The organism is Marinobacter sp. (genome assembly GCF_034669625.1).
Classification (GTDB): Bacteria; Pseudomonadota; Gammaproteobacteria; order Pseudomonadales; family Oleiphilaceae; genus Marinobacter.
The window spans coordinates 1-24752 of the sequence record NZ_JAXMOY010000008.1 but is presented as its reverse complement, the minus strand read 5'-3'; the positions used below and the strand labels follow the sequence as shown (position 1 = coordinate 24752).

Here is a 24752-nt window from a genome sequence, read left to right as displayed (position 1 = left end):
AGCGACAGCTTATCTGTCGTTGTTCTTGACCAGTCGACGAGGCACCAGCACGGTGTCTTCATCTTCCGGTTGTGCTTCAACCAACCCGACAAAAGAATGATCGCCGTAAACACGCACGAAACCTTCAAAGGGCTGACCAGATATTCTAACTGGTTGGCCGTTCAATATCGACACCAACGCAGGGCCTGAAAGCCGGTGTTCCGGGAACATGGTCAATGCGCTTTCCGGGGGTAACAACAACCCATCAAGACTCTCGCCGCGCTCACGCATGGCTTCCAGCATTTCGACATTCTGAACGTTTTCAAGGGTGTAACCCGCTGCCAAAGTGCGGCGCAAAGCCACCACGTGAGCACCGCACCCCAACTGTTCGCCGATATCCTCGACTAATGAGCGGATGTACGTACCCTTGGTGCAGGTTACCGCCAGATCAAGTTCGTTGTCACGAACCGCCAACAGCTTCAGTTCATAAATGGTAACAGGCCGCGCCGGACGCTCGATTTCAATGCCTTCACGAGCATACTCATACAGAGGCTTGCCCTGATGCTTGAGCGCAGAATACATGGACGGAACCTGCTGGATATCGCCCCGGAAGTTTTCCAGAACGGCCTCCACCTCGGCTTCCGTCAAAGAGGGAACCGGTTTTTCTTCAACAACAGCGCCTTCCGAATCCCCAGTCTCTGTGCGAACACCTAAACGAGCCGTCGTGATATAGGCTTTGTCACTGTCCAACATCGTCTGGGAAAACTTGGTGGCCTCACCGAAACACAAAGGCAGTACGCCAGTGGCCAGGGGATCAAGTGCACCGGTATGACCTGCTTTCGCGGCCCCATAGAGGCGCTTGATCTGCTGAAGAATACCGTTAGAGGTGACACCCTGGGGCTTATCGATCACCAGAATGCCATTTACGTCACGACCTTTACGTCTTCGACTCAAGCGTCACGCTCCGAACTGTCCATATCAGATTCGTCGTTGTCATCCCGAACAACGGCAGGCTGGTCGCCCACAGCTTGGCGGATCAGCTGATCCAGCTTACGGCTATGGCCAAGCAAACTGTCGAAGTGGAAGCGCAGCATGGGTACGACACGCAATTTCATCGCCCGTCCCACATGGCCTCGCAAAAAACCGGATGCCTTGTTCAGCACCTTCAGAGACTCCTGAACTTCAGGAGATTGCTCTGTCAGTTCATCGGTCGACAACAGCGAAACGTAGATGTCTGCATAGCCCAAGTCACGGCTGACTTTGACATCGTTCACCGTGATCATGCCAACGCGAGGGTCTTTCACCTCACGCTGGATGATCTGGGCCAGCTCACGTTGCATCTGATCGCCAATGCGATCTATGCGGCTGTAATCCCGTGCCATCAGGCCCCCGTAGACTCGAGCTGACGTTCAACGCGAACGCGATCGAAGACTTCGATCTGGTCGCCCACTTTCACATCGTAACCCTTAACGCCGATACCACACTCCATACCGTTACGGACCTCCTGCACGTCATCCTTGAAGCGGCGCAGAGATTCCAGCTCGCCTTCAAAGATCACCACGTTGTCACGCAGTACGCGAATCGGCTTGTTGCGGTGGACATTGCCCTCGGTAACCATGCAGCCGGCAACCTGACCGAACTTCGGCGAGCGGAACACGTCACGCACATCGGCGATACCCACGATATCTTCGCGGAATTCTGGTTTCAGCATGCCCGTCAGAGCCGCTTTAACATCGTCCAGCATGTTATAGATGATGCTGTAGTAACGAAGATCCAGACCTTCTTTCTCGACCAGTCGCTTAGCCGCAGTATCGGCACGAACGTTGAAGCCGAAGATAACCGCATTAGTGGCCATAGCCAGGCTGATATCGGTTTCAGCGATGCCGCCTACGCCGGAAGAGACCACCTTGACCTGAACTTCGTCGTTACCCATATCACGCAAGGCCTTGGTAATCGCCTCAAGGGTACCGCGCACGTCCGTCTTCAGAACAACGTTGAGAGTTTTAACCTCATCCTTGCCCATGTTTTCGAACATGTTCTCAAGCTTGGCAGCTTGCTGGCGCTGCAGACGGTTCTCACGCTCACGCGTCTGACGATGCTCAGCCAACTCTTTGGCCTTCTTCTCGTCGGACACAGCGTAGAACTCATCACCGGCATCCGGAGTACCGTTCAGACCCAGAATCTCAACCGGGATTGAAGGGCCTGCCGACTTAACGGGCTTGCCAGCTTCGTTGGTCATGGCGCGAACCTTACCGAAGAAGGAACCGGCAACAACCATCTCACCTTGGCGCAGAGTACCGTTCTGAACCAGAACGGTCGCAACCGAACCACGACCACGCTCAAGGCTGGATTCAACAACAACACCTTTGGCAGACGCATCCGGAGAAGCTTCCAGCTCAAGGACTTCGGCCTGCAGCAATACCGCTTCCAAAAGGTTGTCGATACCAGAACCGGTATGAGCGGAAACCGGCACGAACTGAACATCACCGCCCCAGTCTTCCGGAATAACGTCCAGAGCTGACAGTTCGGTTTTGATGCGATCTGGGTCTGCTTCTTCTTTGTCCATCTTGTTGATGGCGACAACCAAAGGAACGCCCGCCGACTTGGCGTGCTCTACCGCTTCTTTAGTCTGCGGCATAACGCCGTCATCGGCCGCCACAACCAGGATGACGATATCGGTGCACTGGGCACCACGAGCACGCATCGCTGTAAAGGCGGCGTGACCCGGAGTATCCAGGAAGGACACCATGCCGTGGTCGGTTTCAACGTGGTAAGCACCAATGTGCTGTGTAATACCACCTGATTCGCCAGCGGCTACTTTTGTGCGACGAATGTAGTCAAGCAGCGAGGTCTTACCGTGGTCAACGTGACCCATGACGCTCACAACCGGAGCACGCTTAATCAGCTCCTTACCTTCGTCCTGATCTGTGATGGTGTTCAGCACTTCTTCTTCAAGTGCATCATCACTGATACTTACTGGCTTGTGACCCAATTCTTCCGTCACCAGGACCGCAGTCTCCTGATCCAGAGGCTGGTTGATGGTGGCCATCACGCCCATACCCATCAGGGTCTTGATGACATCAGCGGACTTAACAGCCATACGCTGGGCGAGATCACCAACAGTGATCGTTTCTGGAATCTGTACTTCTCTTACCATGGGCTTGGTTGGCCTCTCGAAAGCATGACGCTTTTCTTTCGTTTTCTTTTTGGCCCGTAGCTGTTTGCGAGGAACGGAATCGTCATCCTCGGAAATCACCAGAGGCTCCTCTGGACGGCTACGTGGACCGCGATGGCCAGCCTGCTTCTTCTTCGGCTTGCCGTCATCATCATCTCCGCGCTCACGCACTTTCTCTTTCTTCTTCTTCGGCTTGCGATCCCGACCATCTTCTTCTGGCGGAGGCATCGGAATGTCCTCAGGCGCAGTTTCAACGACCGGTTCCGGCTCTTTAGTTTCAGGCGCTTTAGGCGCCTCTGCAGCTTCGGCCTGTTCCTTCGGCGCTTCAGCTTCAGGTTGAACTGGCGCCTGCTCGGCAGCCACTTGCGGCGCGTCTTGTGGAACCGGCTCTTGCGCTACCGGCTGCTCTACTGGCTCTTCCTGCTTCGGCGCTTCGGCTTCCGGCTCAGGCTGCAGTTCAGCACGCTTGATATAAGTACGACGCTTGCGCACTTCCACATTAACTGTCTTGGCTTTACCCGCTTTCAACGTGGTCGTTGTCTTGCGCTTGAGCGTGATCTTCCGCGGCTCTGCTTCGTCATCGCCGTGGTTCTTTCTCAGATAATCCAGCAACTGCTGTTTCTCATCGCTAGACACAGCATCGTTTTCGCTCCGGGCTTTAAGCCCAGCTTCAACGATCTGCTTCAGCAAACGATCCACGGGAGCGCCTACATCTGCGGCCAGTTGTTTTACCGTTACATCACTCATACTGGTCCTCCTCTCCCGAATCAGGCCTGGTCTTCAAACCAGGGTGCACGTGCCGTCATAATCAACTGACCTGCACGCTCTTCATCTATACCTTCGATCTCAAGCAGGTCATCAACTGACTGCTCCGCGAGATCTTCCATCGTACGAACGCCCATACCGGCGAGCTTAAATGCCAGTGCTCGCTCCATGCCGTCCATTTCCAGGAGGTCTTCGGCAGGCTCTGATCCTTCAAGGGCTTCTTCACTGGCCAATGCCTGATTCAACAAGGCATCTTTGGCACGCTTGCGAAGTTCCGTCACGGTGTCTTCATCCAGACCGTCGATGGCCAACATTTCTTCCATCGGCACGTATGCGACTTCTTCAATGGAGGAGAAACCTTCGTCGATCAGTACACTTGCAAACTCTTCGTCAACATCTAGATGCTGAGTAAAGTGATCCAGCAGGCGACCAAGCTCTTGCTCTTGACGCTCGCCAGCTTCTTCTTCAGTCATCACATTCAGAGTCCAGCCAGTCAGCTCCGTCGCCAAACGGACATTCTGCCCGTTTCGACCGATGGCCTGGGCCAGATTGTCTTCAGCAACCGCAACATCCATGGTATGGCGATCTTCGTCCATCACAATCGAAGCAACTTCAGCAGGCGCCATGGCATTGATGACCAGCTGTGCCGGGTTATCGTCCCAAAGCACGATATCGACACGCTCACCGCCCAACTCGTTAGAAACGGCCTGAACTCGCGAACCACGCATACCCACACACGCACCAACCGGATCAATACGGCGGTCGTTGGTTTTCACGGCAATCTTGGCTCGTGAACCGGGATCACGGGCAGCGCCACGGATCTCGATCAGCTCTTCAGCAATCTCGGGCACTTCGATGCGGAACAATTCAACCAGCATCTGGGCGTCGGAACGGCTCAGAATCAATTGCGGACCACGATGATCAACGCGAATTTCCAGCAGCAGGGCTCGCACGCGATCCCCCATGCGGAAGGTTTCACGAGCGATCAGATGTTCACGAGGCAACAGGGCTTCGGCGTTGCTGCCCAGATCCACGATCACGTTATCCCGGGTTACCTTCTTGACCGTGCCCGAAACCAGTTCGCCTACGCGATCGCGGTAGCTATCAACAATTTTGGAGCGCTCTGCTTCGCGCACTTTCTGGAAGATAATCTGCTTTGCAGCCTGTGCACCGATACGACCAAAAGCCACAGATTCAGTCTGCTCTTCGTACATATCACCTGGCTGAAGCGAGGAATCAATTTCTTCCGCTTCCTGCATGGTCAGCTCGGTGCCCAATGCGGGAACCGCGTCGTTGTCTACCACCAACCAGCGGCGGAAAGTTTCATATTCGCCGGTACGGCGATCGATGGAAACGCGGATATCCGCCTCTTCATCTTCATAACGCTTTTTGGCAGCAGTGGCGAGCGCAAGCTCGATGGCCTCAAAAATTACGTCCTTGTCGACGCCCTTCTCGTTCGAGACGGTCTCCACTACCAGCAAGATCTCTTTACTCATGCGATTGCCCTGCCTTCAAAATAATCAATACATCTAAGAATTCTTGAATACACTTATTCAAAAACCGGAACGATATTGGCTTTATCAATACTGTCGAACGGCAACAGGTACTCGTGATCATCCACCACGATAACAACCTCATCACCTTCCACACCCTTGATCAGGCCTTGGAATTTTCTGCGCCCCTCAAAAGCCATACGGAGCTTGAGCTGAACTTTATGCCCAACATGTGCCTGATAATGCTCAAGACGAAACAACGGGCGATCCATCCCCGGGGATGAAACCTCCAGCGTATATTCACTCTGGATGGGGTCTTCCACATCCATTACGCCACTGACTTGCCGACTCACTTTTTCGCAGTCTTCAATGCCAATGCCGTTTTCGGCGTCATCGATAAAAACCCGAAGCATCGACTGATAGCCACGGGAACGAAATTCGATACCCCAAAATTCATATCCGAGCCCTTCTACTACCGGGCGCAGTATGTCTTCGAGTTGTTTAAGCTTGGCTGACAAGTGTCGCCGCCTCCGTCTTGAGAATTTTCAATGTACAAAAACAAAAAAAGGGCTGTTGATCAGCCCTTTTATGCACTAGGGCCCTTGCGCCAGGCCCCTTAATCAAAAAGCCCCTGAGATCGGGGCTTTTTGTTGCAAGAATTCGCAGAAAGCCAAACCCAAAACGGCTATCTGCCGACAGACACCTGGCCTGCCTGGAAGTCAGGACGAATCACCGACTCCAATATCCGCCGAAGTATAGAGATACGAAGCGGAGCGGTCAAGGACTGACCAAACAAAGACGGCCTGGATAAACCAAGCCGTCTTTATTAAAAATTGGTGCCCAGGGCCGGACTCGAACCGGCACAGCTCTCGCTACCACCCCCTCAAGATGGCGTGTCTACCAATTTCACCACCTGGGCAAAAACTCTTTACTCGAACTCAGGGAGCTCGTCTTCTTTCGTCTCGCTATTTTCGCCTTCACCCATAGCTGGAACGTGCTCAGCAGAGGACTCCTGAAGCATCGGGATGCCAGCTTCACCGGCCACTTCAGCACGCTGCTTGGCAAAAATAGCCAGCGAGAAACTTGTTACAAAAAACACAATCGCCATCAAGGTGGTTACACGGGTCAGAAAACTGCCGCTACCCTGACTACCAAATACCGTCTGGGATGCACCGCCACCAAAGGCTGCACCGGCATCCGCGCCCTTGCCCTGCTGAATCAGGACGACACCCACCAGCGCCACGGCGATAACGACGTGAACAACAACTACAAGTGTTTCCATCCAATCCATACAGACTCTCGTATTCGTTTGAGCTTAGCTACCCGCCGGGAATGACCGACAGATACTAATAAATTCTTCAGCCTTAAGGGAAGCACCACCTATAAGACCACCATCGATATCGGGCTCTGAAAACAGAGCGGCAGCATTATCCGCTTTTACACTACCGCCGTAAAGTACCGAAATCTCTTCCGCGGGCGCACCCATACCTTTCAGGACGCTTCGAATTTCCGCGTGCATTGCCTGAGCATCTTCAGCCGTGGCTGTTTTGCCCGTACCTATGGCCCATACTGGCTCATAAGCGACTACAATTCCTGCCCACTGATCACCCGCAACACTGGCCAAACCACTTTTGACCTGCCCGGCAACCACTTGCTCGGCGTCACCGGCTTCACGCTGCTCCAGCGTTTCACCTACACAGAGCACCGCGGTCAAACCGCTTTCGAGCACGCGACCAACCTTACGGGCCGCCACAACATCACATTCACCAAAAAGCTGACGCCGCTCGGAATGCCCTACAAGCACATAGCCGCAGCCCAAGTCTTTCGCCATTTCAGCTGACACTTCTCCGGTATAAGCACCAGACTGCCATTCACTGACATTCTGTACACCCAGAGCAAGCTTACCATCGGCCTGCCGCTGAACCAGCGACACATAAGGCGCCGGTGGAATAACAACCACTTCAGCAGCATCAACCAGCCCGACCGCACGATCACAAATTACGCCAACCAGTTGCTGCACGAGTTCTTTCGACCCGTTCATCTTCCAGTTTCCAGCTACAATTTTACGGCGCATATGAACTCTCAAACGTCCTGAGCGTAAGCGAGGGCGAACTATACAGCAGAGATTTCGTCTGCACAACCGCCCCGTTTTGAATCAGCTGGTTGACCGCTCAACCACTTCTGCCAGGCTCTCAGCGACCCGCGTAATTTCGGCTGCATCCTTACCCTCAGCCATAACACGAATCAACGGCTCGGTACCCGACGCGCGCAAGAGAATCCGGCCGGAATCTCCCAACTCCTCTTCTGCCTGACGCATTGCATCAGCAATATCTTCCCGACTAAGCGGGTCGAAGCGCTGCGCAACCTTTACGTTGATCATGGTTTGCGGGAGCTTGCTCATGCCACTGCGCAGCTCTGCTAATGTTTTACCTGAATTGCCAATCGCCAACAGCACCTGTAAGGCAGACACCACACCATCGCCGGTGCCAATACAATCCCGGATCACCATGTGCCCAGAGCCTTCGCCACCGACCAGCCAGTTATTCGCCAGCAAGCGCTCCATGACATAACGATCGCCTACCTTGGCCCGCTCGAACGGTATATCCAGCTCTTTCAGCGCTAACTCAACACCCAGATTCGTCATCAGCGTGCCAACCACACCGCCGTCCAGACGCCCCTCTGCTCGGCGCCGGGAAGCCAGAATGTAAAGCAACTCATCACCATCCACTTCCGAGCCATCCCGATCGACCATCAGCACCCGGTCGCCATCGCCATCGAAAGCAATACCCAAATCAGCACTGGCCTCGACGACAGTTTGCTTCAAGCTTTCCAGATGCGTGGAACCCACGTTCAGGTTGATATTCAAACCGTCCGGCTCGGCGCCAATGACCGTTAACCTGGCACCCAGCTCGCGAAACACCTTTGGCGCGACGTGATAGGTGGCCCCGTGCGCGCAATCAAGCACGACATGCAGCCCCTCCAACGTAAATTCGTTGGGGACAGTACTCTTACAGAATTCGACATAGCGTCCAGGCGCGTCGTCAATCCGACTTACCTTGCCCAACTCTTTTGGCTCACAGACTTCAATCGGCCTATCCAGCCAGCGCTCGATCTCGGATTCCAGAGCATCATCCAGCTTGGTTCCCGCAGCAGAGAAGAACTTGATACCGTTATCGTGGTGCGGGTTATGAGAGGCACTAATCACAATTCCCGCCGATGCACGAAAGGTGCGCGTCAGATAAGCAATCGCCGGCGTAGGCATGGGACCCAGCAACTTCACATCTACCCCAGCTGCAGAAAGCCCCGCCTCCAAAGCAGATTCAAACATGTAGCCAGACAACCGAGTATCCTTGCCAATCAAGACACTGTTGCGCTGGCCCGCTTTCTTAAACGCCTGACCCGCTGCCCACCCAAGGTGGAGCATGAACTCTGGCGTGATCGGCTGCTCACCCACGCGACCTCGAATACCGTCGGTGCCAAAATATTTCCGCTGGGACATCACATTGCCTCCTTAACCGCCGCAACCACTTTAACGGCGTCTACAGTTTCCCTGACGTCATGCACCCGAAGAATGCTCGCGCCTTTCATGGCCGATATTGTCGCGGCTGCGAGGCTGGCAGACAACCTTTCATTAACATCCCGGCCCGTGATGACTCCGAGCATCGATTTTCTGGAGATGCCGATCAACAGCGGATGACCAAGCATATGCATATGCTCCAGGCCCGCCAACAGCTGAACATTATGTTCAACCGTTTTGCCAAAGCCGAATCCCGGATCGAGGATAATATTCTCTGGCAGTACACCGGCGGCTTCCGCCACACGTACGCGCTCGGTCAAAAACGAACTCACTTCCCTGCGCACATTCCGGTAAAACGGCGAATCCTGCATGGTATCCGGCTCACCCTGAATGTGCATCAAACAGACCGGCACACCGGCCTGAGCGATCACCTCTGGCGCACCCTCCCGCTGAAGGGCCCGAACATCATTGATCAAACCGGCGCCGACTTTAATCGTCTCCGACATGACCACCGGGTTACTGGTATCCACCGAAACCACCACATCTAACTCGCGAGCAATCGCCTCGACTACCGGGCAAACCCGATCCAACTCTTGCTGCGTAGAAACCGGCGCGGCGCCCGGCCGGGTCGACTCGCCGCCCACGTCAACAAAGGTGGCTCCGTCAGCAACCATTTGCTTCGCACGAAGCACAGCGGCACCAACATTGTTGAACCGACCGCCATCCGAGAAAGAATCAGGCGTGACATTCAGAATGCCCATGACATGACATTCAGACAGACTTAGTTGGCGGCCAGCAAAGTTAACATTCATAGCGCAGGTTCCGGATAGATCTTCCGACAGGACAAAAACAAACGCCGCCCAGTAGAAGGGCGGCGTCGGATATTACTTAGAGCTTCAGCGCGAATCAGTGCTCGCCAGCCGGACGCCCTACTTCAGGCTGACTATCGTCACCCGAATCTTTGGGCTCAGGTGCTGGCTCGGCACTTTCCGGCTTTCCGCCAGCCGACGGTCCATTGTCACCCCAGTTTTTCGGGGGGCGAGGATCACGCCCTTCCATGATGTCGTCAATCTGGAAGCGATCGATCGTTTCATACTTCATCAAAGCATGAGCCATCATGTCTAGTTTTTCACGATTCTCGACCAGAATCTGCTTGGCAGTCTCGTAGCAGGTGTCAACGATGTTCCGCACTTCCTCATCAATGCGCTGCGCCGTCTCAGGCGAATACACCGTATGGGACTGGCCAGCTGAGCGACCCAAGAACGGCTCTTCGCTGTCTGTGTCATACTGCAACGGCCCTAACTTATCGGACAAGCCCCAACGAGTGACCATATTGCGTGCAAGGCTGGTAGCACGCTCAATGTCGTTCGATGCACCGGTTGTTACGCCATCAACACCCAACGTGAGCTCTTCAGCGATACGTCCACCAAACAAGCTACAAATCGAACTGATCAAGTACCGTTTAGAATGACTGTACTTATCCTCTTCAGGGAGGAACATAGTCACACCCAGCGCTCGGCCACGAGGAATAATGCTCACTTTGTACACCGGATCGTGCTCGGGGACCACACGGCCCACAATCGCATGACCCGCCTCGTGATAGGCAGTATTCAGCTTTTCTTTTTCATTCATCACCATGGACTTACGCTCAGCGCCCATCATGATCTTATCTTTTGCCAGCTCCAGCTCTTCCATGGAGACCAAGCGCAGGTTACGGCGCGCGGCAAACAATGCAGCCTCATTCACAAGGTTCGCCAAGTCGGCACCAGAGAATCCTGGAGTACCGCGAGCGATCACCTCCGGATCAATCCCGTCTGCCAATGGCACTTTCTTCATATGCACTTTCAGGATCTGCTCGCGACCCTTAATGTCTGGCAAGCTAACCACTACCTGACGATCGAAACGGCCCGGGCGCAACAACGCCGGGTCCAGCACGTCAGGACGGTTGGTCGCGGCAATTACGATAACGCCTTCGTTACCTTCAAAGCCGTCCATTTCAACCAACAACTGGTTCAGCGTCTGTTCACGCTCATCGTGACCGCCGCCCATGCCGGCGCCACGATGGCGACCAACGGCATCGATCTCGTCGATGAAGATAATGCAGGGGCTCTGCTTTTTCGCCTGTTCGAACATGTCGCGAACACGTGACGCACCCACACCGACAAACATCTCAACGAAGTCTGAACCCGAGATAGAGAAGAACGGCACCTTGGCTTCGCCTGCGATGGCCTTGGCCAGCAGCGTTTTACCCGTACCCGGAGGGCCAACCATCAGAACGCCCTTAGGAATACGGCCGCCCAGACGCTGGAATTTACTTGGGTCACGCAGGAAGTCAACCAACTCTTTGACGTCTTCTTTGGCCTCTTCAACACCGGCCACGTCACCAAAGGTCGTTTTGATCTGATCTTCACTGAGCAGACGGGCTTTGCTTTTACCAAAGGACATAGGGCCTTTGCCGCCGCCACCGCCTTGCATCTGACGCATGAAGAACATGAACAATGCGATGATAATCAGAATCGGGAATGCAGCCACCAATAGCTGGGTCCACAGGCTCTGGCGCTCTGGTTCTTTACCGATTACCTCAACTTGATTCGCAAGAAAGTCGTCCATCAGTTTGTTGTCGGGCACTTGAGGACGAACTGTCTGGAACTGAGAGCCGTCACCACGAATGCCTTGAATTTCCAGTCCGTCTACCGTCACCTGACGAACCTGTCCTTGCTGGACCATTTCGACAAACTGGGAATAATTAACTTGTTGCCCGCTGGTGGTGGGCGTGAAATTCTGGAACACCATCAGCAGCACAGCGGCTATCACTAGCCATAGAACTAAATTTTTTGCCATATCGTTCAAGGATCATCACCTGTGAATTGCAGAGTCGCGGCCTGGCCACCAACCCTTTTCGAACACCTTACACCAAATGTACGCTCGTAAACCAGAAGCGGCCTATCCGTAAAAGACACAGATTCCGGGAAAACGTTCCCCGCCACTAAAACGACAAACAACACCTGTAAGTGATTACAGCCATTTGTAGCAGGCATGTATCTGTTACAATCACTCTATTATACGCCGTTGTCAGCTTTTAAGCCGCTGACCTTTTGTTAATAGCATTGATAAAGAGAATACATCATGAGTTTGTCATCGGAACAGCGCCGGGAATACCGGGCCATCGCCCACAACCTGAAGCCCGTGATCATTGTCGGCGACAAAGGCCTGTCCGAAGGACTCCAAGACGAGCTGGATCGCGCCCTAAACGATCACGAGCTGATCAAGATCAAGGTCGCCACCCAGGACCGTGAAGCGCGCCAGGAGGCCATTGAGGCTCTGTGCAAAAGCGCGAAAGCCGAACTGGTACAAACCATTGGCAAAATCGCTGTTATTCTGCGCCGGTCCAAAAAGCCAAACCCAAAGCTTTCCAACCTGCTCAGAAACAAATAAGTATTTAGCCATAAAAAAGCCGGCCAGAGCTTTACTCTGGCCGGCTTTTCTTTGCCTGCAATACCTTAGATGTACTGCACCTCGGCAATTTCGTACTCAACCGTACCGGACGGAATGCGGACTGCTACCACATCGCCCTCGCTTTTACCGATCAGAGCCCGCGCAATCGGCGAGGATACCGAAAGTTTCCCTGCTTTGATGTCGGCTTCATCTTCGCCAACAATCTTGTAGGTCACTTCTTCATCGGTATCCATGTTTACCAACTCGACTGTGGTACCGAAAATCACCTTACCGGTGTTTTCCATCGTGGTCACGTCGATCACCTGAGCCACCGAAAGCTTGCCTTCAATTTCCTGAATGCGACCTTCAATGAAGCTCTGCTGCTCACGAGCAGCATGGTATTCGGCATTTTCTTTCAAGTCGCCATGTTCGCGAGCATCAGAAATAGCCTGAATCACCCGCGGGCGATCTTCAGATTTCAGCTTTTTCAGCTCCTCACGCAAGCGGCTTTCGCCCAGCTTGGTCATAGGAACTCTATCATTAGACATATCGTTACTTCCCTGCGTGCAAGTCCTGGAGGCGGCGAACTGCGCGCTCCGGACCAAACTTAATGGCTCGACAGTAGGCTTCGCCACCTGCCAGAGTCGTTGTATAGGTCACCTTGCTCTGCAACGCCGACTGACGAATTTGCGACGAATCAGAGATAGCCTTGCGGCCCTCGGTGGTGTTGATAATCAACTGCACATCACCGTTCTTGATCGCGTCAACAATGTGCGGGCGACCCTCACGAACCTTGTTGACGTGCGCAACCGTAATACCCGCCTGCTCCAGCGCTTTTGCGGTACCGGTTGTTGCAATGACCTTGAAGCCAGCTTCAATCAGCTCACGAGCAACCTCGATGGCACCCGGCTTGTCGACATTTCTCACTGACATGAAGGCAGTGCCTTCAGTTGGCAGAACGTCACCGATTGCCAACGACGCCTTGGCGAAAGCTTCATCGAAGCTGTCACCCAGCCCCATCACCTCACCAGTCGATTTCATTTCCGGCCCAAGAATCGGGTCAACCGACGGGAACTTGTTGAACGGGAAGACAGACTCTTTCACCGCGTAGTAGGTCGGCACGATTTCCTGCGTGAATTCCAGCTCTTTCAACGTCTTGCCGGACATGACTCGGGCTGCAACCGCCGCCAGAGACAAGCCAATAGCTTTGGACACAAACGGCACGGTACGGGATGCCCGAGGATTCACCTCGATTACATAGATTTCGCCATCCTGCCAGGCCAACTGAACGTTCATCAGACCGATAACTTCCAGCTCAATAGCCATCTTTTTGACGGCTTCACGCATCGCGTCCTGGACATCTTTAGGCAAGCTGTAAGGCGGCAGTGAACACGCGGAGTCACCGGAGTGAATACCCGCCTGCTCAATGTGTTGCATGATGCCACCGATGACTACGTCGGTACCGTCGGAGATAGCGTCGATGTCCACCTCGATAGCCGCGTTCAGGAAGTGATCCAGAAGCACCGGGCTGTCATTGGACACCAACACTGCGCTTTGCATATAGCGAACCAACTCGGTCTCGTCGTAGACGATCTCCATAGCACGTCCACCCAACACATAGGAGGGGCGAACGACCAGCGGGTAGCCAATTTCACGAGCGGCAATAATGCCTTCTTCGTGACTGCGAACGGTGGCGTTTTCAGGCTGCTTCAGACCCAAACGCTGGATCATCTGCTGGAACCGTTCACGATCTTCCGCCCGGTCGATGGCGTCCGGGCTGGTACCGATAATCGGTACACCTGCCGCTTCAAGGCCACGCGCCAGCTTCAGCGGCGTTTGACCGCCGTACTGAACAATCACGCCTTTCGGCTTCTCAACGGCAATAATCTCGAGCACATCTTCCAGAGTAATCGGCTCGAAGTACAAGCGATCCGAGGTGTCGTAGTCAGTCGACACGGTCTCCGGGTTGCAGTTGATCATGATGGTTTCATAGCCGTCTTCGCGCATCGCAAGCGCGGCGTGAACACAGCAATAGTCGAATTCGATGCCCTGACCAATACGGTTAGGACCACCACCAATAACCACGATCTTATCGCGATCGGAAGGGTCTGCCTCACACTCTTCTTCGTAAGTGGAGTACATGTATGCGGTGTCTGACGCGAATTCGGCCGCACAGGTATCCACACGCTTATAAACCGGACGTACGCCCAGATCGTGGCGCAGCTTACGCATACTGGCTTCAGAGATGCCGAGCAGCTTCGCCAATCGTGCGTCAGAGAAGCCTTTGCGCTTCAGACGGAACAAGGTGGCGTAATCGATATCCGCCTTGCCTGCAGTCTTCAGAGCATTTTCTTCTTTGATGAGGTCTTCAATCTGCACCAGATACCAAGGATCAACCTTGGTGTGCCTGAACACTTCTTCAACGGTCATTCCGGCACGGAAGGCATCACCGATATACCACGCACGCTCTGCGCCCGGCACATTAAGCTCGGTGGTCAGTGTTTCGCGGGAGTTCTCCGAGTTCAGATCTTCCAGCTTCTCGTCGAAGCCTTCCGAACCTACTTCCAAGCCGCGCAACGCTTTCTGCATAGACTCCTGGAAGGTCCGACCAATGGCCATTACTTCGCCAACCGACTTCATCTGTGTGGTCAGTCGAGCGTCAGCCTGCGGGAACTTCTCGAAGGTGAAGCGAGGGATCTTGGTAACCACGTAATCGATGCTCGGCTCAAACGAAGCCGGCGTGACACCACCGGTGATTTCGTTCTGCAGTTCATCGAGCGTGTAGCCAACCGCCAGCTTGGCGGCAACCTTGGCGATCGGGAAACCCGTTGCTTTCGACGCCAGCGCCGAGGAACGAGATACACGCGGGTTCATCTCGATCACGACCATGCGGCCGGTATCAGGGTTAATGCCGAACTGGACGTTGGAACCACCGGTTTCAACGCCGATCTCACGCAGCACCGCCAACGAGGCGTTCCGCATGATTTGGTATTCTTTGTCAGTCAGAGTCTGAGCCGGGGCAACGGTGATGGAATCACCGGTATGCACGCCCATGGCATCGAAGTTTTCGATGGCGCAGACGATGATGCAGTTGTCGTTTTTGTCACGAACAACTTCCATCTCGTACTCTTTCCAGCCGATCAGGGATTCATCGATCAGCAGCTCATTGGTCGGGGAGAGGTCCAAACCACGAGTACAGATTTCTTCAAATTCGTCTTTGTTGTACGCGATGCCACCACCGGAACCGCCCATGGTGAAAGACGGACGAATGATGCAGGGAAAACCGATTTCTTTGGAGATTTCCCAGGCTTCTTCCATGGAATGGGCAATGGAGGCGCGTGGGCACTCAAGGCCGATTTTCTTCATCGCCTGATCGAAGCGGTTACGGTCTTCGGCTTTATCGATGGTATCGGCATTTGCACCGATCATCTCGACGCCGTGCTTTTCAAGAACACCGTACTTTTCCAGATCCAACGCGCAGTTCAGCGCGGTCTGGCCGCCCATGGTTGGCAGCAAAGCGTCAGGCTTTTCTTTCTCGATGATCTTTTCGACCGTTTTCCAGTTGATCGGCTCGATGTAGGTGGCATCGGCCATGGCGGGGTCGGTCATGATGGTAGCCGGGTTGGAGTTCACCAGAATAACCCGGTAACCCTCTTCACGCAGGGCTTTACAAGCCTGAGCTCCAGAGTAGTCGAACTCGCACGCCTGCCCGATCACGATGGGGCCAGCGCCCAGGATCAGGATGCTTTTGATGTCGGTACGTTTTGGCATGTCTCGGTAAACCTGTCAGCAACTTTTGAATTCTTGCAGCGCAGAACGCGGCGCCTGTCGTTATCCGTGGTGATCCACCTTTAGGCGGATCGTCCTTCCATCAACTGGATAAACTCGTCGAACAGGGGTGCCACGTCATGAGGACCCGGGCTAGCTTCAGGGTGACCCTGGAAGCTGTACGCCGATTTATCAGTCCGGCGAATGCCCTGCAGGGTGCCGTCAAACAATGATTTGTGGGTCGCCTGAACCGTCGAAGGCAAGGTCGTCTCGTCCACCGCAAAACCGTGGTTCTGGCTGGTGATCATGACCGTGCCTTTTTCCAGGTCTTGTACCGGGTGGTTGGCACCGTGATGGCCGTGCCCCATTTTCATGGATTTGGCACCACTGGCCAGCGCCAGCAATTGGTGACCCAAGCAGATGCCGAAAACCGGAATATCGGTTTCCAACACGTCTTTAATCGCGCTGATCGCGTAGTCGCATGGCTCTGGGTCTCCAGGGCCGTTCGACAGGAAGATGCCGTCCGGGTTCATCGCCAGCACTTCGGATGCCGGAGTTTGGGCCGGCACGACGGTAATGTCACAACCACGAGAAGCCAGCATGCGCAGGATGTTGTACTTCACGCCGTAATCCCAAGCGACCACTTTGAACTTGGCGTCAGCTTGCTCACCATATCCGCTGACCAGATCCCACTCGGACTGATTCCACTGATACAATTTTTCGCAAGTCACTTCTTTGGCCAAGTCCATGCCCTTAAGGCCAGGGAAAGCTTTTGCCAGTTCAAGTGCGCGCTCAGCTGTGGCGTTTTCGCCGGCCAGGATGGCTCCATTCTGGGAACCTTTGTCCCGAAGAATGCGAGTCAGGCGGCGGGTGTCGATGTCAGCAATGCCAACAATATTGTTGCTTCGCAGGTAGTCTTCGAGGCTACCCTGACTACGCCAGCTGCTGGCGACCAGCGGAAGGTCTCGAATGATCAGGCCAGCGGCGTGTACGCGGTCAGATTCCACGTCTTCTTCGTTAACGCCGGTGTTACCAATGTGGGGATACGTCAAGGTGACGATCTGGCGCGAGTAGGACGGATCAGTCAGGATTTCCTGATAGCCGGTCATTGCGGTATTAAATACCACTTCGCCGCTGGCTTCTCCGTCTGCGCCGATGGCGGTGCCGTAAAACAGGCTTCCGTCTGCGAGTGCAAGGATTGCTGGTGTGCTCAAGGCTTGTATCCTCATCGAGTGGCGTAAGTTCGTCACGAACAGGAACGCAAGCGCAAAGTCAGGTTGCAAAAAAGCGAGACTGAGTGTTAGCTCGGTCCCGCTTTTCTAGAAACTTTTCAAAGGTACGCTTGGTGCAAAAAAATCAGCTTATTCTACGAAATCTGCCGTTTTTTGTCCATCTCGAATTACTATCTGGCCTGCTGCAGGCGGTCTCGAACACAACAAACCCCGACAACGGCCGGCGCTCACAGGCCCGCATTCCGAAAACCGCTACAAACACATCCATATGCACGTCTCTCCGGCCACCCCTGGCCTTCGAAATTTTCAGAACGCGGACCTGCGAACCCCAGCCTCAGAGCTAGCTGGTCAAACATTTTAGGATCAAGCCTTCAGATTTAGCACATCCTGCATATCGTACAAACCGGCCGGCTTATCCTTCAGCCACAACGCGGCGCGCATGGCACCTTTGGCGAAGGTCATACGGCTACTGGCTTTGTGGGTCACTTCGATGCGCTCACCTTCAGTGGCAAACAGGACGGTGTGATCGCCTACCACGTCGCCAGCCCGAATAGTTTCGAAGCCGATTTCTTTACGGGTGCGCTCGCCGGTGAAGCCTTCACGACCGTAGACGGCACACTCTTTTAAGTCACGCCCCAGCGCGTCAGCAACAACTTCGCCCATGCGCAGCGCGGTTCCAGAGGGCGCGTCTTTTTTGTGGCGATGGTGCGCTTCGATGATTTCCACGTCGTAGTCGTCACCCAGTGTCGCAGCCGCCGTCTTCAACAGGTTAAGCACTACGTTTACGCCGACGCTCATGTTCGGCGCAAATACGACCGGAGCTGATTCGGCCGCTTGAGCAAGCTGCTCTTTTTCAGCGTCGGTCATGCCGGTGGTGCCGATCACGAGCATTTTGCCGTTGTCTTTGCAGAACTCGGCGTTTTCGAGGGTCAGATCCGGGAAGGTGAAGTCAACCAATACGTCGAAGTCGTCCTTCACATCCGCCAGGCTGGCGGCCAGCTTAACGCCGGTTTTGCCAACACCCGTCATATCGCCGGCGTCCGCACCGATAAGGCTGCTATCCGGCTCGACAACTGCCGCGCCAAGTTCCAGCCCTTCGGTGCCATCCACCGCTTCAATTAACACTTTACCCATGCGCCCGGCGGCGCCGATGATTGCTACCCGCATCTGCTCTGTCCTCAGAATTTCATTTCATCAAAGAAACTTTTCACACCCTCGAACCAAGAGGTTTTCTTCGGCGCATGCTCGGAACCATTGGATTCATCCAGCGTTGCCTGGAATTCGCCCAACAATTCTTTCTGGCGCTTGGTCAGATTAACCGGCGTTTCAACTATCACACGACATAGCAGATCGCCTGCCGGACCGCCGCGCACGGGGCTAACACCCTTGTTGCGTAGACGGAACAGCTTACCGGTCTGGGTTTCAGCCGGGATTTTCAGCTTCACACGGCCATCCAGTGTCGGCACTTCAAGCTCGCCACCCAAAGCGGCATCTACGATGCTGATGGGCACTTCACAGTATAGGTTGCGGCCATCGCGGGTGAAAATCGAGTGTTCGCGAACAGCGACCTGAACGTACAGATCTCCAGGAGGCCCACCGTCGACGCCCATTTCACCTTCACCTGACAAACGAATGCGGTCACCAGTATCAACACCCGGCGGCACTTTCACTGACAGGGTTTTCTCCTGCCTTACGCGGCCTTGTCCATGACAAGACTTACACGGGTTTTTGATAACCTGACCGGAACCACGGCACGCCGGACACGCCTGCTGAACAGTGAAGAAGCCCTGCTGCATCCGCACCTGCCCCATACCCTGACAAGTACCACAGGTTTCGGGGCGAGAGCCTTTTTCTGCACCGCTACCGTCACAGCTGTCACACTCTTTATGGCCGGGAATGGTGATCTTGACGTCTTTGCCTTTGACCGCCTCTTCCAGATCCAACTCCAGCGTGTAACGCAGGTCGGAGCCGCGGGTGTTGCGTGCGCGACCACCGCCGCCACCGCCGAAAATGTCACCAAACACATCCCCGAAGATGTCAGAGAAGTTGCCACCACCGCCGAAGCCACCGCCGCCACCGGCCTGGCCGTCGACGCCAGCATGACCAAACTGGTCATAGGCTGCGCGCTTGTTGCCATCCATCAACACTTCGTAGGCTTCGCTGGCCTCTTTGAACTTGTCGTCGGCGTCTGCATCATCCGGGTTACGGTCGGGATGGTATTTCATCGCGAGCTTACGATACGCCCGCTTGATTTCTTTATCTTCCGCGCCCCGGGAGACCCCAAGTACTTCGTAATAATCGCGTTTGGCCATACTTAAAATCCTGTTGCTATAACGCGGAAAACGCGGACATCGGCCCGCGCTTTCCAACTACCTGATGTACTTAGGATTTACTTCTTGTCGTCTTTGACTTCTTCGAACTCGGCATCGACGGCATCGTCAGCTGCCTGAGCTTCTTCGCCTTCCTGGCCTGGGGCTTGTTCAGCCTGATCCGCGTACATCTTTTGCGCCAGCTCAGAGGACACTTCGGTCAGCTTCTGGGTCTTGGCGTCGATAGCATCCTTATCGGAGCCAGTCAGCGCTTCCTCGAGATCCTTGATCGCGGCTTCGATAGATTCTTTCTCGCTATCGCTAACCTTGTCGCCAGCTTCGCTCAGGGTTTTACGAACAGCGTGAACCATGCCGTCGCCCTGGTTGCGAGCCTGAACCAGCTCTTCGAACTTGCGATCTTCGTCAGCGTTGGCTTCAGCGTCCTGGACCATCTTTTCGATCTCATCATCGTTCAAGCCAGAAGAGGCCTTGATCACGATGGACTGCTCTTTACCAGTCGCCTTGTCTTTCGCTGATACGTTCAGAATACCGTTGGCATCAATGTCGAAGGTAACTTCGATCTGCGGAACACCACGCTGTGCAGGCGGGATGTCAGCCAAGTCGAAGCGACCCAGCGACTTGTTTTGTGCCGCTTGCTTACGCTCACCCTGAACTACGTGAATGGTTACCGCAGTCTGGTTGTCGTCCGCCGTAGAGAAAGTCTGAGACTTCTTGGTCGGGATCGTGGTGTTCTTATCGATCAGCGGAGTCGCTACGCCACCCATGGTTTCGATACCGAGGGTCAGCGGAGTTACGTCCAGCAGCAGAACGTCTTTCACGTCACCAGACAGTACCGCACCCTGAATCGCAGCACCCATAGCTACAGCTTCGTCAGGGTTTACGTCTTTACGCGGCTCTTTGCCGAAAAACTCTTTAACCTTTTCCTGAACCAGCGGCATACGGGTCTGACCACCGACCAGAATCACTTCATCAATTTCAGAAGCGCTCAGACCAGAGTCTTTCAGAGCCACTTTACACGGCTCAAGGCTGCGCTGAACCAGGTCTTCTACCAGAGATTCCAGCTTGGCACGGGTCAGCTTGACATTCATGTGCTTAGGACCAGACGCATCTGCAGTTACATACGGCAGGTTCACATCCGTCTGCTGGCTGCTGGACAATTCAATCTTGGCTTTCTCCGCAGCTTCTTTCAGGCGCTGCATAGCCAGGGAGTCACCACGCAGGTCGATACCACTGTCTTTCTTGAACTGGTCTGCCAGGTATTCGATGACTTTCAAGTCGAAGTCTTCACCACCCAGGAAGGTGTCGCCGTTCGTGGCCAACACTTCGAACTGGTGCTCACCGTCTACATCGGCAATTTCGATGATGGACAGGTCGAAGGTACCGCCACCCAAGTCATATACGGCTACAGTACGGTCGCCACTTTGCTTGTCCATGCCGTAGGCCAGAGCAGCCGCAGTCGGCTCGTTGATGATCCGCTTAACTTCCAGACCAGCAATCTTACCGGCATCTTTGGTTGCCTGACGCTGGCTGTCGTTAAAGTAAGCCGGAACGGTAATAACAGCAGCAGTCACTGTTTCGCCCAGATAGTCTTCGGCAGTTTTCTTCATTTTCTTCAGAATTTCTGCGGAAACCTGAGGCGGAGCCATTTTCTGACCCTTAACATCAACCCAAGCATCACCGTTGTCGGCCTTGGCGATTTTGTACGGCACCATCTTGATATCTTTCTGTACCACGTCGTCTTCAAAACGACGACCGATCAAACGCTTGATGGCGTACAGAGTGTTGTGCGGGTTAGTGACCGCCTGACGCTTGGCGGACTGACCAACCAGCGTTTCGCCGTCATCGGTGTATGCGATGATGGAAGGGGTGGTGCGATCACCCTCGGCGTTTTCAATAACCTTGACCTTGTCGCCGTCCATTACAGCCACGCAGGAGTTGGTGGTTCCCAAGTCAATACCGATAATCTTGCTCATAAATTCACTCCAAATCTTGCTGAAATCTGCCCGAAGCGCTGCCACTTCGGCTGCTTCTGTTTAATCGCTATATTGGCGCTTTATTCAGTTTTTCAAGCCTGCTCGTCGATTTTTGGTGCACTTTCTGCCTTAGCCACCACAACCATAGCCGGGCGAACAACACGCCCGTTCAGCAGATAACCTTTCTGCACAACCGCCACGACACTGTTTGGCTCGGCGTCAGGCGCTGGCACCATCGACATTGCTTCATGCTGCTGCGGGTCAAACGGCTCGCCAACCGGGTTCAGCTGCTCGACGTTGAACTTTTTAAGACTGCCGAGGAACAAACCCAGCGTCATTTCCGCACCCTGGCGAATCGAAGCGACCAACTCGCCAGATTCTTCCTGACCTTCGGTGCTCTCAACCGCCTTTTCCAGGCTGTCAGCAACGGGCAACAGCTCCTTCACGAACTTTTCCAAGGCGAACTTGTGCGCCTTTTCAACGTCCAGCTCTGCCCGGCGACGAACATTCTGCATCTCTGCCTGAGCACGTAAAGCCTGATCCTGATATTCCTGCAACTGGGCTTTCAGCGCATCCAGCTCAGAACCTTCACCAGTCTCAGCCTGAGCATCCTGCTCAGCGTTGGCCGCAACTTCATCTACCTCAACCTGCTCTTCTACTTGCTCGTTGCGCTTATCGTCAGCACTCATGATCACTCCCAATACGTTTTCCAGCGCCCGAAGGCACGCGGCGAATAGAGCCTACCGATCAAAACGGCAGGAAATATATGCTTTGCGAACCGATATGGGGTTCAGCCCATCAGATTCAACCTTTTCAACAAGGGATTCTTTCTATTTTTTACCAGTCGAAATTTGCAAACCCCAAAATCACTGTATATATTCACAGCAACTGTATAAGCGAACAGTATTATTTTTGAAGCCCTCCCGGGGCCCAAGCAGAGGTATCGGCATGCTTACACAACTTACCGTTTCCAACTACGCCATCGCCGAACGCGTTGAACTACAGTTCAACAAGGGCATGACAGCACTGACCGGAGAAACCGGCGCTGGCAAATCCATTGTTCTGGATGCATTGGGCCTCGCCATGGGCGGCCGCGCAGACGCAGGCGCCGTGCGCCACGGTGCTAGTCGCGCCGACATCACCGCTTGCTTCGACATTTCCGACATCCCCGATGCTGGAAAATGGCTGGAAAGCCACGACCTCGATGAAAAGAACGAGTGCATCCTGCGCCGCACCATCAGTAAAGACGGCCGCTCCAAAGCCTTTATTAACGGTCAGCCCTCGCCGCTATCTCAACTGAAAGAACTGGGCGGGCTGCTGATGGATATCCACAGCCAGCACCAACACCAATCCCTGCTTCGAAAAGACACCCACCGCAAACTGCTAGACGAATTCGCCGGGGCGGAAGACCTGGCCGAGCAAACCAAATGTGCCTGGAAAAACTGGCACCAAACACAGCAAAAGCTTAACCAGCGCCGACAAAACGCCGATGAAACCGAAGCCAAGCTTCAACTGCTGCGATATCAGGTGGAAGAACTGGACCGGCTTGGATTGGAAGACGGCGAGCAAGAAGCGCTGGAGCAGGAACAAGCCCAGCTTAGTCAGGCCGACGCTATCTTGCACTGCAGCCATCAGGCCGCTCAGCTATGCACGGAGGAAGAGTCCAGCGCAGCCAATATGCTCCGCCAGGCGCTGCAGCTGCTGGAGCAATTGCCGGTTGACGTTCCGGAGCTTGCTGACACCCTACAAATGCTCAACGAAGCCCAGATCCAAATATCCGAAGCTGGCGATAACCTGCGCCGGTTTGTTGATGATTACGAAGTGGACCCCGCCAGGTTAACCGAGGTGGAAGAGCGCTTAAGCGCGGTCTATCAGCTGGCTCGCAAGCACCGCAGTGCACCTGACGAATTGCCCGAACTGCACCAACGCCTGCGCGACGAGTTGGATGAACTGGATAGCGGTGCGGGCAGCCTTGAGCAGCTCGAAGCTGAACTGGAAGCCCAAAAGACCGAATTTGACTCCGTTGCCGAGCAACTGTCAGCCAAACGCGAGCAGGCAGCCGCAGAGCTCGACCATCGAATTGCCCACGAACTGGCACAACTGAGCATGCCGTCCGTGCAATTTGTCACTCACTTGAACCGTAACCAAGGTGCTGAGCCTTCCCCGCACGGCCTGGAAGACACTGAGTTTCTGGTCAGCGCCAACCCCGGACAACCGGCACGACCACTGGCGAAAGTGGCATCCGGCGGCGAATTGTCGCGTATCAGCCTCGCCATTCAGGTAGTTGTGGCTCAAACCTCGACCACTCCGACACTGGTATTCGACGAAGTGGATGTGGGCATCGGCGGCGGTACCGCAGAAGTGGTTGGCCGCTTGCTGAGATCACTAGGAAGCAACGGCCAAGTGCTCTGCGTCACCCACCTGCCTCAAGTCGCGGCTCAAAGCCATCAACACTTGTTTGTCAGTAAGTTTACCGAGAAAGAGGCCACGTTCTCTCGCATCGAAGCGCTCAACGACCAAGGCAGAATTGATGAGGTTGCCCGCATGCTGGGCGGCGTAGACATGACAGAACAAACGATTGCGCATGCTAAAGAGATGGTGGTGAAGGGCCAGGCGACCCATCACTAAGTAAAGAATCCCCTCTCGATTTCGAGAGTTTTTGGGGCCCGTATATACCGGCCCCTTTTTTATTTATTGCACTTACTTTTCGCCAGATTTTATTGGCTTAACGTACAAAATCAGACTGTGATCCACGATTTCGTAGCCATGCTCTGCGGCAATTTTCTTCTGACGCTCTTCAATCACTTCATCAACAAACTCGACAACCGCGCCAGTCTGGGTGCACACCATATGGTCATGGTGATCCTCTCCAGCCATCTCGAACACGGCATGACCGCCTTCGAAATTGTGCCTGAGAACCAGTCCAGCAGTTTCGAACTGAGTCAGCACCCGGTACACGGTTGCCAATCCCACGTCGTCGCCTTGGTCTAACAATTTTTTATAGACGTCCTCGGCACTCAAATGATGCTCTTTAGCATTCTCAAGGATATTGAAGATCTTAACTCTCGGAAGAGTTACCTTAAGA

The 24752-nt window shown here is 54.3% G+C and carries 20 protein-coding genes and 1 tRNA gene; 2 read left to right on the top strand and 19 right to left on the bottom strand.

Features of this window, described 5'->3' with window-relative positions; all coding sequences use genetic code 11:
* Positions 1-9 precede the first annotated feature (9 nt).
* From truB to ftsH, 11 genes are all read right to left on the bottom strand, one after another.
* Positions 10-933, bottom strand: coding sequence for a tRNA pseudouridine(55) synthase TruB (gene truB, locus VOI14_RS08905; protein ID WP_323751693.1), 924 nt, complete (start codon positions 931-933; stop codon positions 10-12).
* Positions 930-1361 carry a 30S ribosome-binding factor RbfA gene (gene rbfA / locus VOI14_RS08900; RefSeq protein WP_323751692.1) on the bottom strand — a complete coding sequence of 144 codons (432 nt, stop codon included), beginning with the start codon at positions 1359-1361 and terminating at the stop codon, positions 930-932. The genes truB and rbfA overlap by 4 nt, the downstream gene beginning before the upstream one ends.
* On the bottom strand, positions 1361-3901 hold the full coding sequence (gene infB, locus VOI14_RS08895) for a translation initiation factor IF-2 (protein WP_323751691.1): 2541 nt from the start codon (positions 3899-3901) through the stop codon (positions 1361-1363). The genes rbfA and infB overlap by 1 nt, the downstream gene beginning before the upstream one ends.
* A gap of 20 nt (positions 3902-3921) precedes the next feature.
* Positions 3922-5415 (bottom strand): transcription termination factor NusA, encoded by a 1494-nt coding sequence (gene nusA, locus VOI14_RS08890; RefSeq protein ID WP_323751690.1) that lies wholly within the window; start codon positions 5413-5415, stop codon positions 3922-3924.
* Positions 5416-5468: 53 nt separating this feature from the next.
* On the bottom strand, positions 5469-5930 hold the full coding sequence (gene rimP / locus VOI14_RS08885) for a ribosome maturation factor RimP (protein ID WP_323751689.1): 462 nt from the start codon (positions 5928-5930) through the stop codon (positions 5469-5471).
* Positions 5931-6246: 316 nt separating this feature from the next.
* Positions 6247-6331, bottom strand: a tRNA-Leu gene (locus VOI14_RS08880).
* Positions 6332-6340: 9 nt separating this feature from the next.
* Positions 6341-6703 (bottom strand): preprotein translocase subunit SecG, encoded by a 363-nt coding sequence (gene secG / locus VOI14_RS08875; protein ID WP_323751688.1) that lies wholly within the window; start codon positions 6701-6703, stop codon positions 6341-6343.
* A gap of 24 nt (positions 6704-6727) precedes the next feature.
* Positions 6728-7486: a triose-phosphate isomerase gene (gene tpiA, locus VOI14_RS08870; RefSeq protein ID WP_323751687.1), complete on the bottom strand. Its 759-nt coding sequence runs from the start codon at positions 7484-7486 to the stop codon at positions 6728-6730.
* An 81-nt stretch (positions 7487-7567) separates the two neighbouring features.
* On the bottom strand, positions 7568-8911 hold the full coding sequence (gene glmM / locus VOI14_RS08865) for a phosphoglucosamine mutase (RefSeq protein WP_323751686.1): 1344 nt from the start codon (positions 8909-8911) through the stop codon (positions 7568-7570).
* Complete coding sequence (folP, locus tag VOI14_RS08860) at positions 8911-9741, bottom strand: dihydropteroate synthase (RefSeq protein ID WP_323751685.1); 831 nt, start codon at positions 9739-9741, stop codon at positions 8911-8913. Before folP ends, glmM begins: the two co-directional genes overlap by 1 nt.
* A gap of 94 nt (positions 9742-9835) precedes the next feature.
* Positions 9836-11779: an ATP-dependent zinc metalloprotease FtsH gene (gene ftsH, locus VOI14_RS08855; RefSeq protein WP_323751684.1), complete on the bottom strand. Its 1944-nt coding sequence runs from the start codon at positions 11777-11779 to the stop codon at positions 9836-9838.
* Between the two features lie 276 nt (positions 11780-12055).
* Here ftsH and yhbY point away from each other — a divergent pair, with 276 nt between their 5' ends.
* On the top strand, positions 12056-12364 hold the full coding sequence (gene yhbY / locus VOI14_RS08850; protein ID WP_133007431.1) for a ribosome assembly RNA-binding protein YhbY: 309 nt from the start codon (positions 12056-12058) through the stop codon (positions 12362-12364).
* Positions 12365-12429: 65 nt separating this feature from the next.
* Here the strand turns inward: yhbY and greA are convergent, their stop codons facing one another.
* From greA to grpE, 7 genes are all read right to left on the bottom strand, one after another.
* Positions 12430-12912 carry a transcription elongation factor GreA gene (gene greA, locus VOI14_RS08845; protein ID WP_323751683.1) on the bottom strand — a complete coding sequence of 161 codons (483 nt, stop codon included), beginning with the start codon at positions 12910-12912 and terminating at the stop codon, positions 12430-12432.
* A gap of 4 nt (positions 12913-12916) precedes the next feature.
* Positions 12917-16135 carry a carbamoyl-phosphate synthase large subunit gene (gene carB, locus VOI14_RS08840; protein ID WP_323751682.1) on the bottom strand — a complete coding sequence of 1073 codons (3219 nt, stop codon included), beginning with the start codon at positions 16133-16135 and terminating at the stop codon, positions 12917-12919.
* A gap of 80 nt (positions 16136-16215) precedes the next feature.
* Complete coding sequence (carA, locus tag VOI14_RS08835; protein ID WP_323751681.1) at positions 16216-17346, bottom strand: glutamine-hydrolyzing carbamoyl-phosphate synthase small subunit; 1131 nt, start codon at positions 17344-17346, stop codon at positions 16216-16218.
* Positions 17347-17727: 381 nt separating this feature from the next.
* The gene (gene dapB, locus VOI14_RS08830; RefSeq protein WP_323751680.1) at positions 17728-18531 is read right to left on the bottom strand and encodes a 4-hydroxy-tetrahydrodipicolinate reductase; all 804 of its coding nucleotides are present in this window, start codon (positions 18529-18531) and stop codon (positions 17728-17730) included.
* An 11-nt stretch (positions 18532-18542) separates the two neighbouring features.
* Positions 18543-19676: a molecular chaperone DnaJ gene (dnaJ, locus tag VOI14_RS08825; protein WP_323751679.1), complete on the bottom strand. Its 1134-nt coding sequence runs from the start codon at positions 19674-19676 to the stop codon at positions 18543-18545.
* 77 nt (positions 19677-19753) lie between these two features.
* Positions 19754-21667, bottom strand: coding sequence for a molecular chaperone DnaK (dnaK, locus tag VOI14_RS08820; protein ID WP_323751678.1), 1914 nt, complete (start codon positions 21665-21667; stop codon positions 19754-19756).
* A gap of 92 nt (positions 21668-21759) precedes the next feature.
* The gene (gene grpE, locus VOI14_RS08815) at positions 21760-22356 is read right to left on the bottom strand and encodes a nucleotide exchange factor GrpE (protein ID WP_323751677.1); all 597 of its coding nucleotides are present in this window, start codon (positions 22354-22356) and stop codon (positions 21760-21762) included.
* 259 nt (positions 22357-22615) lie between these two features.
* Between grpE and recN the strand changes: the two genes are divergently transcribed.
* Complete coding sequence (gene recN / locus VOI14_RS08810) at positions 22616-24295, top strand: DNA repair protein RecN (RefSeq protein ID WP_323751676.1); 1680 nt, start codon at positions 22616-22618, stop codon at positions 24293-24295.
* Between the two features lie 72 nt (positions 24296-24367).
* Here the strand turns inward: recN and fur are convergent.
* A partial coding sequence (gene fur / locus VOI14_RS08805) for a ferric iron uptake transcriptional regulator (RefSeq protein ID WP_323751675.1) occupies positions 24368-24752 on the bottom strand: 385 nt, incomplete at its 5' end.

Excerpts from the sequence above, each read along its gene's own strand:
- dnaJ (WP_323751679.1), bottom strand. The coding sequence starts at position 19,676 with ATGGCCAAACGCGATTATTACGAAGTACTTGGGGTCTCCCGGGGCGCG.
- carB (WP_323751682.1), bottom strand. The coding sequence starts at position 16,135 with ATGCCAAAACGTACCGACATCAAAAGCATCCTGATCCTGGGCGCTGGC.
- rbfA (WP_323751692.1), bottom strand. The coding sequence starts at position 1,361 with ATGGCACGGGATTACAGCCGCATAGATCGCATTGGCGATCAGATGCAA.
- infB (WP_323751691.1), bottom strand. The coding sequence starts at position 3,901 with ATGAGTGATGTAACGGTAAAACAACTGGCCGCAGATGTAGGCGCTCCC.
- dnaK (WP_323751678.1), bottom strand. The coding sequence starts at position 21,667 with ATGAGCAAGATTATCGGTATTGACTTGGGAACCACCAACTCCTGCGTG.
- greA (WP_323751683.1), bottom strand. The coding sequence starts at position 12,912 with ATGTCTAATGATAGAGTTCCTATGACCAAGCTGGGCGAAAGCCGCTTG.
- secG (WP_323751688.1), bottom strand. The coding sequence starts at position 6,703 with ATGGATTGGATGGAAACACTTGTAGTTGTTGTTCACGTCGTTATCGCC.
- nusA (WP_323751690.1), bottom strand. The coding sequence starts at position 5,415 with ATGAGTAAAGAGATCTTGCTGGTAGTGGAGACCGTCTCGAACGAGAAG.
- glmM (WP_323751686.1), bottom strand. The coding sequence starts at position 8,911 with ATGTCCCAGCGGAAATATTTTGGCACCGACGGTATTCGAGGTCGCGTG.
- tpiA (WP_323751687.1), bottom strand. The coding sequence starts at position 7,486 with ATGCGCCGTAAAATTGTAGCTGGAAACTGGAAGATGAACGGGTCGAAA.
- grpE (WP_323751677.1), bottom strand. The coding sequence starts at position 22,356 with ATGAGTGCTGACGATAAGCGCAACGAGCAAGTAGAAGAGCAGGTTGAG.
- recN (WP_323751676.1), top strand. The coding sequence starts at position 22,616 with ATGCTTACACAACTTACCGTTTCCAACTACGCCATCGCCGAACGCGTT.
- yhbY (WP_133007431.1), top strand. The coding sequence starts at position 12,056 with ATGAGTTTGTCATCGGAACAGCGCCGGGAATACCGGGCCATCGCCCAC.
- dapB (WP_323751680.1), bottom strand. The coding sequence starts at position 18,531 with ATGCGGGTAGCAATCATCGGCGCCGCCGGGCGCATGGGTAAAGTGTTA.
- folP (WP_323751685.1), bottom strand. The coding sequence starts at position 9,741 with ATGAATGTTAACTTTGCTGGCCGCCAACTAAGTCTGTCTGAATGTCAT.